The organism is Pseudobutyrivibrio sp. ACV-2, assembly GCF_900107545.1.
Lineage (GTDB): Bacteria > Bacillota > Clostridia > Lachnospirales > Lachnospiraceae > Pseudobutyrivibrio.
This window is the reverse complement of record NZ_FNQZ01000002.1, coordinates 14,003-27,393: the sequence shown is the minus strand read 5'-3', so window position 1 is coordinate 27,393 and position 13,391 is coordinate 14,003. Positions and strand designations below refer to the sequence as shown.

At 40.7% G+C, this 13,391-nt stretch carries 14 protein-coding genes; 12 read left to right on the top strand and 2 right to left on the bottom strand.

Annotated features, from left to right (window positions below; all coding sequences use genetic code 11):
• From BLV53_RS02880 to BLV53_RS02845, 8 genes are all read left to right on the top strand, one after another.
• Entirely contained in the window at positions 1-945 is a 945-nt protein-coding gene (locus BLV53_RS02880; RefSeq protein WP_090296837.1) for an ABC transporter permease, read from the top strand.
• Between the two features lie 90 nt (positions 946-1,035).
• Complete coding sequence (locus BLV53_RS02875; protein ID WP_090296834.1) at positions 1,036-2,133, top strand: HD-GYP domain-containing protein; 1,098 nt, start codon at positions 1,036-1,038, stop codon at positions 2,131-2,133.
• Positions 2,134-2,201: 68 nt separating this feature from the next.
• Positions 2,202-4,142 carry an NADH-quinone oxidoreductase subunit 5 family protein gene (locus BLV53_RS02870; RefSeq protein WP_090296832.1) on the top strand — a complete coding sequence of 647 codons (1,941 nt, stop codon included), beginning with the start codon at positions 2,202-2,204 and terminating at the stop codon, positions 4,140-4,142.
• Positions 4,139-5,023 (top strand): NADH-quinone oxidoreductase subunit H, encoded by an 885-nt coding sequence (locus BLV53_RS02865; RefSeq protein WP_090296829.1) that lies wholly within the window; start codon positions 4,139-4,141, stop codon positions 5,021-5,023. Before BLV53_RS02870 ends, BLV53_RS02865 begins: the two co-directional genes overlap by 4 nt.
• A gap of 11 nt (positions 5,024-5,034) precedes the next feature.
• Positions 5,035-5,478, top strand: a complete 444-nt coding sequence (locus tag BLV53_RS02860; RefSeq protein WP_090296827.1) for an NADH-quinone oxidoreductase subunit B family protein — start codon at positions 5,035-5,037, stop codon at positions 5,476-5,478.
• 12 nt (positions 5,479-5,490) lie between these two features.
• Positions 5,491-5,865, top strand: coding sequence for an NADH-quinone oxidoreductase subunit C (locus tag BLV53_RS02855; protein ID WP_090296824.1), 375 nt, complete (start codon positions 5,491-5,493; stop codon positions 5,863-5,865).
• The gene (locus BLV53_RS02850) at positions 5,855-6,934 is read left to right on the top strand and encodes a hydrogenase large subunit (RefSeq protein ID WP_090296823.1); all 1,080 of its coding nucleotides are present in this window, start codon (positions 5,855-5,857) and stop codon (positions 6,932-6,934) included. Before BLV53_RS02855 ends, BLV53_RS02850 begins: the two co-directional genes overlap by 11 nt.
• A gap of 354 nt (positions 6,935-7,288) precedes the next feature.
• Positions 7,289-7,681: a 4Fe-4S binding protein gene (locus tag BLV53_RS02845; RefSeq protein ID WP_090296820.1), complete on the top strand. Its 393-nt coding sequence runs from the start codon at positions 7,289-7,291 to the stop codon at positions 7,679-7,681.
• Positions 7,682-7,725: 44 nt separating this feature from the next.
• Here the strand turns inward: BLV53_RS02845 and BLV53_RS02840 are convergent, their stop codons facing one another.
• A complete protein-coding gene (locus BLV53_RS02840; RefSeq protein WP_090296818.1) occupies positions 7,726-8,370 on the bottom strand; it encodes a DUF4867 family protein in 645 nt (214 codons plus the stop codon).
• A gap of 157 nt (positions 8,371-8,527) precedes the next feature.
• On the opposite strand from BLV53_RS02840, the gene hypF reads away from it, so the two are divergent.
• Positions 8,528-10,834, top strand: coding sequence for a carbamoyltransferase HypF (hypF, locus tag BLV53_RS02835; protein WP_090296815.1), 2,307 nt, complete (start codon positions 8,528-8,530; stop codon positions 10,832-10,834).
• 133 nt (positions 10,835-10,967) lie between these two features.
• The gene (locus BLV53_RS02830; RefSeq protein ID WP_090296812.1) at positions 10,968-11,717 is read left to right on the top strand and encodes an SIMPL domain-containing protein; all 750 of its coding nucleotides are present in this window, start codon (positions 10,968-10,970) and stop codon (positions 11,715-11,717) included.
• On the opposite strand, the gene BLV53_RS02825 is transcribed toward BLV53_RS02830, so the two are convergent.
• Entirely contained in the window at positions 11,718-12,059 is a 342-nt protein-coding gene (locus BLV53_RS02825; RefSeq protein ID WP_090296809.1) for a hydrogenase maturation nickel metallochaperone HypA/HybF, read from the bottom strand.
• Between the two features lie 64 nt (positions 12,060-12,123).
• Between BLV53_RS02825 and BLV53_RS02820 the strand changes: the two genes are divergently transcribed.
• Both BLV53_RS02820 and hypD read left to right on the top strand, forming a co-directional pair.
• Complete coding sequence (locus BLV53_RS02820) at positions 12,124-12,333, top strand: HypC/HybG/HupF family hydrogenase formation chaperone (protein WP_090296806.1); 210 nt, start codon at positions 12,124-12,126, stop codon at positions 12,331-12,333.
• Positions 12,333-13,370, top strand: coding sequence for a hydrogenase formation protein HypD (hypD, locus tag BLV53_RS02815; RefSeq protein ID WP_090296803.1), 1,038 nt, complete (start codon positions 12,333-12,335; stop codon positions 13,368-13,370). Before BLV53_RS02820 ends, hypD begins: the two co-directional genes overlap by 1 nt.
• Positions 13,371-13,391 lie beyond the last annotated feature (21 nt).

Sequence of the window (13,391 nt, the reverse complement as noted above, 5' to 3'; positions counted from 1 at the left end):
ATGTTACTATTGATTCAATACACTCTCATTTTCTCAGCAGTACTTATTCTTGTAGCTTTGGGTGGTATGTTCTCAGAGCGAAGCGGTATCATCAATCTTGGTCTTGAAGGCATCATGGTATTTGGTGCCATGGCAGGAGCTATGGTAATGGTTCTCCTTCCAGCAGACGCATCAAGACCTACTATCATTATTCTTACACTTTTAGCAGCTGCAGCAGCGGGCATGCTGTCATCGCTCTTGATTGCAGTGGCATGTATCAATTTCAAGGCTGATCAGACTCTTATAGGTACAGCTCTTAACATGCTTGCTACAGCATCAGCTACTGTTATTGTAAAGGGCTTTAACACAGCTCGTTCAGGCGGCACAGATTTCTCTGCAAAGCTTGATTATGTTCGCGGTCACAATGCATTTATGTTTACCATCGGTAAGCTTCAGCTTAGCTGGTTCATCGTAGTGGCTGCTATCCTTCTTGTATGTGCAATCATTTTCTTCTACAAGACAAAGCTTGCACTTAGAATCCGCGCTTGCGGTGAGCATCCACAGGCTGCAGATTCAGTGGGTATCAACGTATACGCTATGAGATACATCGGTGTTTTAATGTCAGGTTTCCTTGGCGGACTTGGTGGTATCATCTACATCTGTGCTGCCAACTCCACATGGCATTTTGATTACGGTGTTGCCGGAGCAGGTTTCCTTGCTCTTGCCGTTATGATTTTTGGTCAGTGGAAGCCAGAGCGTATTGCATGGTCAGCAGTTTTATTTGCTTTATTCCGCTCATTATCAAATGTTTACATGGGAATTGGATTCTTACATGCGCTTCCAATTTCAGGAACTGTTTATAACATGTTCCCATATATTGTTTCACTTATCGTTCTTGCCTTTACATCTCAGAATTCAAGAGCTCCAAAGGCAGAAGGTATTCCTTACGATAAGGGAGCACGTTAGTAGTTTTATTAATCAAAGGCATTAAAAGGGAAATGAATCTTAGCGGGTTCATTTCCCATTTATGCATCAGTGGCTTTTGACGGGGTGAGTATGAAAAAGATAGCAATAGATGATATTAAACCTGGTATGTTTTTGGCTGAGCGTGTACTCAGTCCACGGGGACAGGTGTTGGCGGAGCCAGGTACTCCTATCACTGCACAGCAGTTACTACATTTTACTTATTACAATATACGTGAGCTTGCTATTCAGGACGAAGAGGAAGCTATAGACAAATATGAAGAAGAAGCTCCGGATGAATTTATAGGGGAGACTCAATCCTGGAGAATAGTAAATAGCGCAGAGTTTAGGGAATTCAAACGTGCCTATAATAAATGCGCTGGTAGACTTGAAAAAATAGTCACAGATTTTGTGGAAAAGAAAGTTCCAATTAACGATGAAGAGTTGATTGATGAAATACATATGGTCTTTGACAGACACTCAACCGGCCTTGGAATAATGGCAATGATGCTAAACATTCAGGAAATAGATACCACGACCTACATGCACTGTGTAAATGTGGCTATCATTGCCAGAGTGTGTGGCGGCTGGCTGGGAATCACAGACCCAAAAGAGTTAGATGTACTTACTATGTGTGGCCTTTACCATGACATTGGAAAATCATTGGTGCCACATGATATTTTAGTTAAACCATCAAGGCTTACGGCCGATGAGTTTGCCAGGATGGCGGAACATCCATTGCTTGGCTATAATCTGCTTGGGGATATAGATATAGACAGGCGAATAAAGCTGGCAGCGCTTCAGCATCACGAGCGCAACGATGGAAGTGGTTACCCATATGGACTTACCAAAGATTTTATAAGTCCATATTCTAAAATTATTGCTATTTCAGATGTGTACGATGCTATGACAGCAGACCGTACCTACAAAGCAGGCATTTGTCCATTTGAGGTTATTGCTCAATTCCAGCGTGAGGACAAAGCAAAATATGATCAAAATATACTTCAGGTATTTTTGAAAAATATCGCACATTCCTACACAGGCTCAGGGGTGCTTTTGTCAGACGGAAGTCGCGGTATCATTACTATGATAAATGAAAGGGCACTATCAAGCCCACTTGTTAAGCTTGATGATGGCAGTTTCATAGATCTTAATGAACGCACTGATTTATATATCCGTGCATGTATTTAATGGGGCTATAATCGAGGCAGCGGAACTCGATTTATAGAAATTTTTACAACATAATAGGAGGGGGAATAATGGAAACCTTAGTGACAGCATTGATTTGCTTTCCATTTCTTTGGGCGATTTTGCCTGCGTGTGTTCACAATTCAAAGCGCAGGGCTTTTTTCGTCTATCTCGGTTGTGGAATCGTAATGATTCTATCTATATTTACAGCTATTCGGTGGTACATTGACGGGGGTCAGACACTGAATTTTAGATTGCCATTCCAGGAGATGTTTGGACATATTTTTCTGGTGGGCGATGTTCTTTTGATGTGTTTTATTACATATCTTTCCTACAAATACAAAAGATTAATAATAGCGGTTTTAACAATAGTTTCAACTGTTGTTCCTACATTGTTAGAGTTTGTTGGACCAAAGCTTCCAAACACCTACACCATGCGATTTGATTATCTTACATTTATCATGGTTATTATTATCGGAGTGATTGGTTCGCTGATTGGTATTTATGCGGTAGGATACATGCATGGTTATCACATCCATCACCACAAGGAACTGACAGATAGAAGAAGTTTTTTCCTTGCCATGATATTTGTGTTTTTTGGAGCTATGTTTGGTCTTGTAACTTCTGCAAATCTTTTAAGTATCTATTTCTTCTGGGAGATTACATCGGTTACATCATTCCTTTTGATAGGATATACCAGAACTGAAGAGGCAATTACCAATTCCTTTAAGGCTCTTTGGATGAATCTGCTTGGTGGCTGTGGATTGGCGGTTGCTATATGCGCAGGATATTTGTGGTTAAACACTGTAAATCTTTTCGATATGATTCGCCTGGCAAAAATAAATCCGGGTGATATGCGCTATCTACTTCCGATAGCGATGTTGGCCTTTGCAGCGCTCACAAAATCGGCGCAATTTCCATTTTCAGGATGGTTGCTAGGTGCCATGGTAGCACCAACACCTTCATCTGCACTCCTTCATAGTGCAACAATGGTTAAGGCTGGTGTTTATCTTTTGATTAGACTTTCAACAGCAATGGTAGACAATTGTGTTGGAAATATGGTGTCTCTGATAGGCGGCTTCACATTCCTTGCAGCATCTTGCTTGGCTATTTCTGTGACAGACGGAAAAAAGGTGTTGGCATACTCTACTATCTCTAACTTGGGACTGATTGTTGCATGTACAGGCTGTGGATATGAGGAAACAATCTGGGCAGCAGTATTCCTTGTAATATTCCATGCGGTTTCTAAGTCAATGTTATTCCAGTGTGTGGGTGCAATCGAAAATACCACAGGCAGTCGTGATGTTGAGGATATGCAGGGACTTATGTCTATCTTCCCAAAGCTTGCGTTGATATTGATGGTCGGTATAGCAGGAATGTTTTTGGCACCTTTTGGAATGCTCATTTCAAAGTGGGCAGCCTTGAAGGCCTTCATTGATACAAAATCCGTTTACGTATCGACACTTATGGTAATGTTTATTTGCTTTGGTTCCGCTACAACAATGTTTTACTGGACAAAATGGATGGCAAAGATTCTTGGAGCTTCTAAGAGACCAAAGTCTAGAGACTTAACAAAAAAGAACGAATATATTTCCATGTTTTTCCACGCTTTTCTCATGGTGACATTAATCCTTGGCTTCCCATGGTTATCAGTCAATGTTTTAAAGCCATTATCCAGAGAAATGTTTGGTGTGGTTGAGCAGGTCATTTCAAGACAGAACATCATCATAATGATAGTGTTGCTGGTAGGTATTTTTGTTATTCCTTTAATCAATTATCTTATGACAAAAAATACAGGCTACAGACAAGTCTTAACCTATATGGGTGGTGCCAATGCAGGCGATAACATGAATTTTGTATCAGCCACTGGTGATCCACGAGAGATGCATGTTGCAAATTTCTATATGGAAGAAATTATGGGTGAGAAAAAGCTGTTCACCCCTGCAATTATGATTTCTACCTTCATCATAATTGTTTATTTGATTATTGTGATTGGAGGTACTTTGGCATGACTGTACAGATAAGAATAATACTTGCAATTTGCTATATTGTTGGAGCGCCTGTTGTAATCGGGCTGCTTGATGGTTTTGACAGAAAGCTTTCAGCCAGAATGCAGGGACGAAGAGGACCATCGGTGCTTCAGCCATTTTACGATTTAAAAAAATTATTTGAAAAAGAATTTTTAAGCGCCAATATAATGCAGCTTTTTATGATTCGCTCATATTTGTGCTTCATCGTGTTGTCGGGAATTCTTTTCTTTGCGGGATTTGATTTATTACTTGTGGTATTTGCACTATCTACATCAGCTATGTTTTTGATTTTAGCATCCACCACAACCCACTCGCCTTTTAGCACTCAGGGCACACACAGAGAGCTGATACAGATAATGGCATGTGAGCCAATGGAGCTTTTGGTAGCCGTAGGTTTTTATCTGGCTACCAAGCCAAAGACCTTTAATGTGGCAAATATTGTACTGAATAGTAACTATTCAAACATTGTATTTTTGCCGGGATTTTTTATAGGATTCGTATTTATCCTTACAATCAAATTCAGAAAATCACCATTTGATATTGCCACATCTCATCATGCACATCAGGAGGTAATCAAGGGTGTTACCTCAGAGATGGTCGGTAAGGAATATGCAATGGTTACGCTGGCTGAATGGTATGAAAATGCAATCCTATACGGAATTGTAGGACTGTTTTTAATAAACAAAAATCCGTTTTCAATAATTGGAGCCATTGCTGTAATTCTGGCAGTGTGGTTTTTAGAGATTCTTATCGACAATACTTCTGCGAGGGTCAAGTGGCAGCTGATGTTAAAGCTTGCTTGGGGAGTGACTTTGGTCGCAGCAGGAATGAATCTTTTCTTACTTGAGATAATCAGAAGTTAGGGGGAAGGATAATGAGCACAATACATAAATCGCCTTGGCTGCTTCACTATGATGGAAGCAGTTGTAACGGATGCGATATAGAAGTTTTAGCATGCACCACACCAGTTTATGATGTGGAGAGATTTGGAGTTATAAACACAGGAAACCCAATGCATGCAGATATTTTCCTCATAACTGGGGGCATCAACTCACAGAATGAATCGGTTGTTAAACAGATATATGACCAGATGCCTGAACCAAAGGTGGTGATAGCAGTTGGCACCTGTGCCTGCACAGGAGGCATTTTTAAGGAATGTTACAACATCAAAGGTGGAGCAGATACAGTGATTCCTGTGGATATATATGTTCCAGGCTGCGCCGCCAGACCAGAATCCATCATCGATGGTGTGGTAAAAGGTATAGGTCTATTCAAAGAAAAAGCAGCCGCTTTAAAAATGGCATCTAAGGCTAACTAGTTGGAGGAAATTATGCGGGAATTAAAAAAGGATTTATATTTGATAGATAAATCAGAGCTTCTACATGTGATAATGGAAAAGAAAAATGCGCTGTGGAGACTCTGTCAGATTTGCTGTTCATACCCAACGCTTGAAAAACATTTCGAAATTACGTATTCATTTGCAAATGGATATGAACTTGCAAATTACAGACTGATTGCAGAAAGGGATGAGGGGGTACCATCAATATCACGTGTGTATAAATCTGCTATCAACTATGAAAATGAAATGCATGAGCTCTGGGGGCTTAATGTAGAAAACATCAAAGTTGATTTACATGATAAGTTATATCGTATAGACGTAGAAACACCATTCTTGGAGAAGGAGGAAAAAGAAGATGGGCAATAGAAGTATAGTTCCATATGGACCACAGCATCCCGTTCTTCCTGAACCAATTCATCTGGATTTAGTACTTGAGGATGAGACAGTAGTAGCGGCCATCCCATCCATCGGATACATACATCGAGGTCTTGAAAGCCTTACCAGCAAAAAGGATTTCAATGAAATGGTATATGTTGCGGAACGTATATGCGGTATTTGCTCTTACATGCATGGCATGGCATATTGTATGGCGCTTGAAGATATCATGAACGTTGAGGTACCTCGCCGTGCCGATTACTTAAGAACAATATGGTCAGAGTTGAGCCGTCTTCACAGCCATCTGCTGTGGCTAGGATTGCTTGCAGATGCATTTGGATTTGAATCGTTGTTCATGCATTCCTGGAGATTACGTGAAAAAATTCTTGATATGTTTGAGGAATCTACCGGAGGGCGAGTAATTTTTTCCGTAAATACGATAGGAGGCGTATTAAAGGATATGCCAAAGGAAATGCTTGAAGGCTTTGTAAAGCAGTTAGATGAAATGGAAAAAGAAATCCGTGAGACCACTCGTATTTTCCTTGATGATTACACAGTGAAAAGCAGACTTGTGGATGTGGGAATAATCACTGGAGAGGACTCCATAAGACGTGGCTCCGTAGGACCTATGATGCGAGCATCTGGAATAAATGTAGACATGAGAAAGCTCGGTTACGCAGCCTACAACGATATTGATTTCGAAGTCATCACCAGCAACAAATGCGATTCCTACGCCCGCTGTGAGGTACGCATAGGCGAAATATTCCAGTCTATCGACATCATAAGACAGTGCGTAGCCAAAATACCTGACACCGAGATAAACACAAAAGTAACAGGAATGCCAAATGGAGAATCCATTATAAGAGTGGAACAGCCGCGTGGTGAAGCATTCTATCACGTCCGCGCCAACGGAACCAAATTCCTGGACCGCTTCCGCGTGCGCACCCCAACCTTCGCCAACATCCCAGCCCTAACCCAAACCCTCCAAGGCTGCCAATACGGCGATGTACCACTTCTCATCCTAACGATAGATCCGTGCATAAGTTGCACAGAACGTTAATTCGTAACAAATCGTTGCGACATATTTAGAAAAACCAGCTGGCTGAATGATTTAGAAAGTCTAGCCAGCTGCTATTTAAATAGCCTAGCTGATAGCTAACAAACTATGTGCCATTTTTGAGAGTATAGCGAAAGCGATGAAAAAATGGCACATAGTTTGTTAGCGTAATCAGCGGCATGTTTAGAAAACACTAGCTGGCGGGCTTTAGAAAGACTAGCAGATAGCTAGCAATTTATGTAGCATTTTTGAGAGTATAGCGAAAGCGATGAAAAAATGTTACATAAATTGATAGCTATCTGCGACCTACTTATAGCAATCTGCCAGCGGAATTTTTGCAAATCATGGAGAAAAACTATGGGACAGATATTACCTTTTACCAGGCAGGTACTGAAAAATTTATTTTCACAGCCCGCCACAACCAACTACCCTTTTGAGCCAAAGGATTACCCCGAAAGAACCCGGGGCCACATAGACATAAACAAGGATGCCTGCATTTTGTGCGGCATGTGCATGCGCAGCTGTCCACCAGGAGCAATAAAGGTGGATAGAGCAGGCAAAACCTGGAGTATCAACAGATTTGATTGTATCCAGTGTGGATATTGTACAGAAAAATGTCCGAAAAAGTGCTTAACTATTATTCCTGGATATCAAGAACCAGGACCAGCAAAATTTGTAGATACTGTAGAGGTTCCTTATGAACCTCCAAAGCCAGCAGCAAAACCAGCTGCAGCGACAACGAAAAACTAAAAAATAGCGGCAAGCCCCGCCTTGCCGCTATTTTAATGCCTTGTTTACTTTAGATCTGAAGCGATATCAATGTTGTCACCTGTGATACCAACCCAAGCATTGTCCTTAGCTTCCTTGCTGTCAGGATGTGCGATGAGCCATTTGTTAGTAGCTCTAAGAAGCTTATCTTCTGTGTTTGCAGGAGTAAATGAAGGGCAACCCACATTTGTACCCTTTGGAAGTCCAACAAGTACCTGGAAACCTGAATCTAAGCTAGCCTGACATGGAGCATAATGAAGTGCTGTTGCATATACTTCAATCATAGTTCCAGCTGGGCAGAAGAATGCTTTTACCTTGCTTGAATCGAGCTTAAAATCTTCTACTTCCTCTCGCTTTGCAAGAAGAAGAATGAAATCTGTAGCGCCAAGATTTATCTCACTTGAGCGGTGATACTCTAAGCAGTTAAGCTTTGTGTTGTGTCCGTTGCACCATCCAAACTGCATTGGTGAACCACCAAAGAGTGAGTTTGTAATTTTATCTGCTGCGGCAAGAGACTGAAGCTCCTTTTCCTCAGCAACATAATCTGTTCCTTCTGGGATAGGAGTCTTATTCTTTAAAGCCTCAACTATTGCTTTCTTCTCTTCTTCGTAACCCTCGATAATTCGTCCATAGTTTACAAACTCTGGATCTGATACATTATAAATTTTCATTATTATCCTCCTTAGATTTGATACGAGAAATTATGAAAATAGTATATACTAACCTAAGTATTTTCACCCATCAATATTCCACTAAAATAAGTTAAAAAATTGACTCTTAGTGATACAATTAATTGGTATAAAATAATAAAAAACTAAAGGCATTAACATGACTAGAAAATATACAATAAAGGGCTTGGTGCAGGGCGTAGGCTACAGGCCTTTTGTGGCAACCATAGCAGAAGAATTAAATATAACAGGCTGGGTGAGAAATACCGGTGGCATAGTGACTATAGAGGCCAGTGGTGTTGATAGTGCATTAGATGAATTATATAAGAAGTTATCCACACAGGTGCCTACGGGAGGCTTTGTTACTGACATTTTGGTGGAAGATTGTGCAAAAACTCAGGCTTTTGATGGCTTTAAAATACTCGAATCTGATGAGGATTATGGTAAAAATCTGCCATTGATTCCAGCGGATATTGCCACCTGTGACAAATGCCATGAGGAGTTATTTGATCCTGGAAATCGTCGTTTTGGACATCCATTTATTAGTTGCACAACATGTGGTCCCAGATACTCTATAATCGAAAAACTCCCCTATGACAGGGAATCCATTACAATGGCTGACTTTGACATGTGCTCATCATGTTTTCAAGAATATTCAGGAAAAAGGGATAGACGACGCCATGCTCAGACGATAGCTTGCCCTTCATGCGGTCCTAAGTTAGAATTTATAGAAATAAAGGACGAAAAATCAGACAATGTTACATTGCGTGGATATGTAGATAACTTAGTGGATAAACATAATGGAGGTGGCAAAAAACGTGAAATTGACATGGCTACATTTATACTCAATTTGGGTGGTATTGTAGCAATAAAGGACATTGGTGGATATCATTTAGCCTGCAATCCATTCCAGAAAAAAGCCGTGGAAGCCTTGAGAATACTGAAACACAGGGAAAACAAGGCCTTTGCAGTGATGTTTGAAAATGTGGATAATATTCGTGAATTTTGCATTGTGGATAACTTTGAACAGAAACTTCTGACATCACCCGCTAGACCTATAGTATTGATTAGACAAAATAAAAATAACTCTAAAAATCAGTTTGCAGACAACGTCTGTTTAACAAGCCCTTACATTGGCGCTATGCTTCCATGTAATCCAGTCCAAATGCTTCTGACTGCAGAATGTGGACCTCTTATTATGACAAGCGGAAATGCAAGTGGCGATGTGTTGGAAATTAACGACGAAAGCATGGAAAATTGGCTGAGGGCCAGAGTACAATCAGGTGAAATACCAAAAGATGTACCTATAGCAATCCTCAGACACAACCGCAGAATCCTTAGGCCCCTTGATGATTCTGTTATGCAGGTTGTGAAGGGACGGACTCAGTTCATAAGACGTGGACGAGGCCATGTTCCAACACCTATCCCTGTGGATATCTCAAGTGAGATTTATGCTACTGGTGGAGATCTAAAAAGCACATTCTGTTATGTCAAAAATGGCCTTGCCTATGTGAGCCAGCACTTAGGAGATTTAGAGTCAGTTAGCTGCCAACAGTTTTATAAAAAAGAAATGGAAGCCATGGCTAAAATCTTTGGATTTAAACCAAAGGCTATAGTAACCGATTTGCACCCTGGATATTTTAGTAGAGCCATAGGTGAGAATCTGGCGAAAAACAGTAGTCTTCCTATAAAACATATCCAGCATCATAAGGCTCATGTTGCAGCAGTGCTCGCAGAGCATAATCTAAAGGGACCTGTGCTTGGTTTTGCCTTCGACGGAACAGGTTATGGCGAGGATGGTACAATCTGGGGAAGTGAGATATTCCTCTGGGATGGAAAATCACCATTAGCAGAGATGAAAAGAGTACATCACCTAAAGCCAGTAAAGCTAATAGGTGGTGACGAAGGCGCAAAAAACTGTGATACCATATTAACTGGCATGCTTCATGCATGTGGGCTTGATGATATAGATGATAATCAAAACGCCAGCCTGATTACAGCTGCTATTGAAAAGGATATAAACGCTGTCACATCCACCTCCATGGGACGTCTCTTTGACGCGGTTTCCGCCATGCTTGATATTTGCCATTACAATTCCTATGAAGGCCAGGCCCCGGTGGAGCTCGAAAACATGGCAGTGACTGCAGATGATGGATACCCACTTTTCATAGGCGAGGATGGTGATACTACTTCATTATTTAAAGAAATAAAAAATGCTATATCCCAAAATATCTCAAAGTCCAAAATCGCAAGAGGCTTTATCGAGGCCGCTGCAAACTATGTAATTGGAATAGCATTAAGAAGTAATATCAACCAAGTGGTACTTTCAGGCGGTACCTTTTTAAATAGAATCCTTACTGAAAAGGTTATCACAGAATTAGAAGAAAAGCATTTCAAAGTATACATTGCAGAGCAACTCCCACCAGGTGATGGAGGCATCTGTTTAGGCCAGATTTTTCTAATGTAATTAAAAGTGATTAATATTTCAACTCAAATAGGCTATGTTAAAAAGTATCTGAATTTGATGAAAAAATTGCAATGATATTATTAATGCATATAATATTATATATTGTGTATTAAACCATAGGGAGGAAAATGATATGGAACAAAAAAGAAGCAGCTGGTTATCAGCACTAATTATAGGAGTATGTATTGTTGTAGCCTTCTCGGCTCTTGCGTTTGGTCTTTCGCATTTTAGAGCACAGAGCACCCAGGGAATATCTGCAACAGGTAGCGCAAGTGTTGATTTCGAGGCGGATTTAATTATCTGGAGAGGCTCATTTTCAGCAACTGCATATTCATCACAGGAAGCATATGCTGTAATAAAAGAGGATGCCAACCAGGTAAAGCAGTATCTTACTTCAAAAGGTGTATCAGAGGATGAAATCGTATTTGATGCAGTAGATATTGGAAGAACATATTCTGATATTTATGATGTAAATGGAAATTATGCTGGTTCACAGCCAGACGGATATGAGCTTACTCAAAGAGTAACAGTTACATCTGCAAATATTGATTTAGTGGAAAATGTTTCAAGAGATATCTCAACACTTTTGGATCAGGGCGTTGAACTGTCATCAGGCTCACCAGAGTATTACTACACGGGACTTGACGATTTAAAGCTTGATCTTATCGATAAAGCATCTGCAAACGCAAAAGACAGAATTGATATCATCGCAAAAAATACAGACACAAAGCTTGGAAAGCTTAAGAGCTCAAGCCTAGGAGTATTTCAGATTACAGCTCAGAACTCTGGTACAAGTAGCTATTCTTATGATGGCGCTTTTGATACCAGCTCACGTCATAAAACAGCTACCATCACAGTTCGACTTGAGTATGGGCTTAGATAATTAAGATACCTCGATATTTTTTACAATGAAATCAGTGCAGCGGTTTAGCTTTAAATTGGCACTGCCGCATTTAGGACATACATCCTTAAATTCATGACGGGTAAACTTATGATTGCAATTCTTGCAAACTACTGTGGATTCTTTAATGACAGCATCCACCTTTACCCCTGAAAGTGCAGTGCCTTCACTCATTACCTGAAGATATTCTTCTATGATTTCAGGCACATATTCGCACTGATCACCAAGCAAAAAATGAATTTTATCTACATGGCTGACGCCCGCTGCGTCAGCCTGTTTTTTTACTAAATTAAAAACATATTCTGTAACTGCAAGCTCGTGCATTTTATCCTCCCAAAACACAACAAATGTAGTAAAATTATAGCATACGCTATAAGGAGAGGGAATAATGTGTGTTGCAATACCAGGATTAGTTAAAAGATTAAAGGACGGCAAAGTCACTGTAGATTTCAACGGTAACGAGGTGGAGGCATACGCCGGACTTGTAAATGTAAAGGAAGGGGACTATGCACTGGTTCACGCGGGATGTGTGATTCAGACCCTAAAAAAGAGCGAGGCCGAGGAAATAATTGAACTGATGGGAGGCCTTGAAGCCTAATGGAAATATCTCAACTGGTCGATTATTTAAGAAATTATGATGGAAAGCCTGTCAGATTGATGGAGGTGTGTGGCAGTCATACTCATGCCATTTCAGAGCATGGAATCAGGGAATTGTTGTCACCTAAAATAGAGCTTCTGTCAGGGCCAGGCTGCCCTGTGTGCGTCACCCCTACGGCTTATATAGACAGGCTTATAGAGCTTAGCTTAGAGGTTGATACCACAGTGGTTACCTTTGGGGATTTGCTTAGAGTACCAGGTTCAAAAGAAAGCCTGAACGAAGCCAAGGGCAGGGGTGCAAGCGTAATTATGGTCTATTCCCCTATGGATGTGCTAAAGCTTGCCAGAGATAATCCACTTCGTAAATACGTATTTGCAGCAGTAGGTTTTGAAACCACAGCGCCCGTGTATACGCTGCTTTTAGATAGAGCCATTGAAGAGAAGTTAGATAATATCAGACTTTTAACAGCCCTTAAAACCATGCCAGGAGCTATCTCGTACCTGTGTGAAAAAGGAGCAAATATAGACGGCTTTATTGCACCTGGCCACGTCAGCGCAGTTACGGGAGCAGCTTATTTTGTAGATTTGGCAGAAAAATATCATATCCCATTTGCAGTCTCAGGCTTTAGCGCAAAGGAGCTTGTAGTAGCCATTTTTGGTCTGGTGAAAATGATTGAAAAGGGCGAGGACAAGGTTGCAAATTACTACACATCAGTGGTGGATTTAGAAAAAAATGAAATTGTGGAAGCCCAGTTTCAAAAATATTATAAAAAAGCGGATGTAGCTTGGCGAGGAATGGGGATTTTACCAGGAACAGGGCTCATGCTAAAAGAGGATTATGCACATTTTGATGCAGGAAGTGCAGGCCTTGATGTGGATAACAAAAAAAATATTGCCTGCCGCTGTGGAGATATCCTGATGGGTAAAGCAAAGCCGTCAGATTGTCCACTTTTTGGAAAGGTATGTACACCATCATCGCCACAGGGAGCATGCATGGTGTCCCAGGAAGGCAGCTGTAATAATGCTTTTTTATCTTAAGTATATATAATTGTTGTGAGG

Bases quoted from the DNA above. Each gene is read 5' to 3' on its own strand.
- BLV53_RS02870 (WP_090296832.1), top strand. From the start codon at position 2,202: ATGGAAACCTTAGTGACAGCATTGATTTGCTTTCCATTTCTTTGGGCG.
- BLV53_RS02855 (WP_090296824.1), top strand. From the start codon at position 5,491: ATGCGGGAATTAAAAAAGGATTTATATTTGATAGATAAATCAGAGCTT.
- BLV53_RS02860 (WP_090296827.1), top strand. From the start codon at position 5,035: ATGAGCACAATACATAAATCGCCTTGGCTGCTTCACTATGATGGAAGC.
- hypD (WP_090296803.1), top strand. From the start codon at position 12,333: ATGGAAATATCTCAACTGGTCGATTATTTAAGAAATTATGATGGAAAG.
- BLV53_RS02830 (WP_090296812.1), top strand. From the start codon at position 10,968: ATGGAACAAAAAAGAAGCAGCTGGTTATCAGCACTAATTATAGGAGTA.
- BLV53_RS02875 (WP_090296834.1), top strand. From the start codon at position 1,036: ATGAAAAAGATAGCAATAGATGATATTAAACCTGGTATGTTTTTGGCT.
- BLV53_RS02840 (WP_090296818.1), bottom strand. From the start codon at position 8,370: ATGAAAATTTATAATGTATCAGATCCAGAGTTTGTAAACTATGGACGA.
- BLV53_RS02880 (WP_090296837.1), top strand. From the start codon at position 1: ATGTTACTATTGATTCAATACACTCTCATTTTCTCAGCAGTACTTATT.
- BLV53_RS02825 (WP_090296809.1), bottom strand. From the start codon at position 12,059: ATGCACGAGCTTGCAGTTACAGAATATGTTTTTAATTTAGTAAAAAAA.
- BLV53_RS02850 (WP_090296823.1), top strand. From the start codon at position 5,855: ATGGGCAATAGAAGTATAGTTCCATATGGACCACAGCATCCCGTTCTT.
- BLV53_RS02820 (WP_090296806.1), top strand. From the start codon at position 12,124: ATGTGTGTTGCAATACCAGGATTAGTTAAAAGATTAAAGGACGGCAAA.
- BLV53_RS02865 (WP_090296829.1), top strand. From the start codon at position 4,139: ATGACTGTACAGATAAGAATAATACTTGCAATTTGCTATATTGTTGGA.
- hypF (WP_090296815.1), top strand. From the start codon at position 8,528: ATGACTAGAAAATATACAATAAAGGGCTTGGTGCAGGGCGTAGGCTAC.
- BLV53_RS02845 (WP_090296820.1), top strand. From the start codon at position 7,289: ATGGGACAGATATTACCTTTTACCAGGCAGGTACTGAAAAATTTATTT.